Here is a 244-nt window from a genome sequence, read left to right as displayed (position 1 = left end):
GCCGACGGGGCGGTGACGCGCGCCATCGAGATCGTGCGCAACCGCATCGACCGCTTCGGCGTGTCGGAGCCGAGCATCGTCAAGAAGGGCACGAGCCGGATCGCGGTCGAGCTGCCCGGCGTGTCGGACGGCGAGCGCGTGCGTCGCCTGCTGCGCGGCACGGCCCGCCACGAATTCCGCACGATGGCCGATCCGTCCTCGCTCTCGCGGGCACTCTCCTCGATCGTGCAGTTCTACAACGGCC

General features: G+C 70.9%; 1 pseudogene. It reads left to right on the top strand.

What is annotated here, in order from left to right:
• A pseudogene (locus tag RYX56_RS24575) lies at positions 1–244 on the top strand (hypothetical protein); the annotation flags it as partial.

Source organism: Alkalihalophilus lindianensis, assembly GCF_032843265.1.
Classification (GTDB): Bacteria; Bacillota; Bacilli; order Bacillales; family Bacillaceae_D; genus Alkalihalophilus; species Alkalihalophilus lindianensis.
Note: the sequence above shows the minus strand (reverse complement) of the source record. Positions and strands in the feature narration are given on the sequence as shown.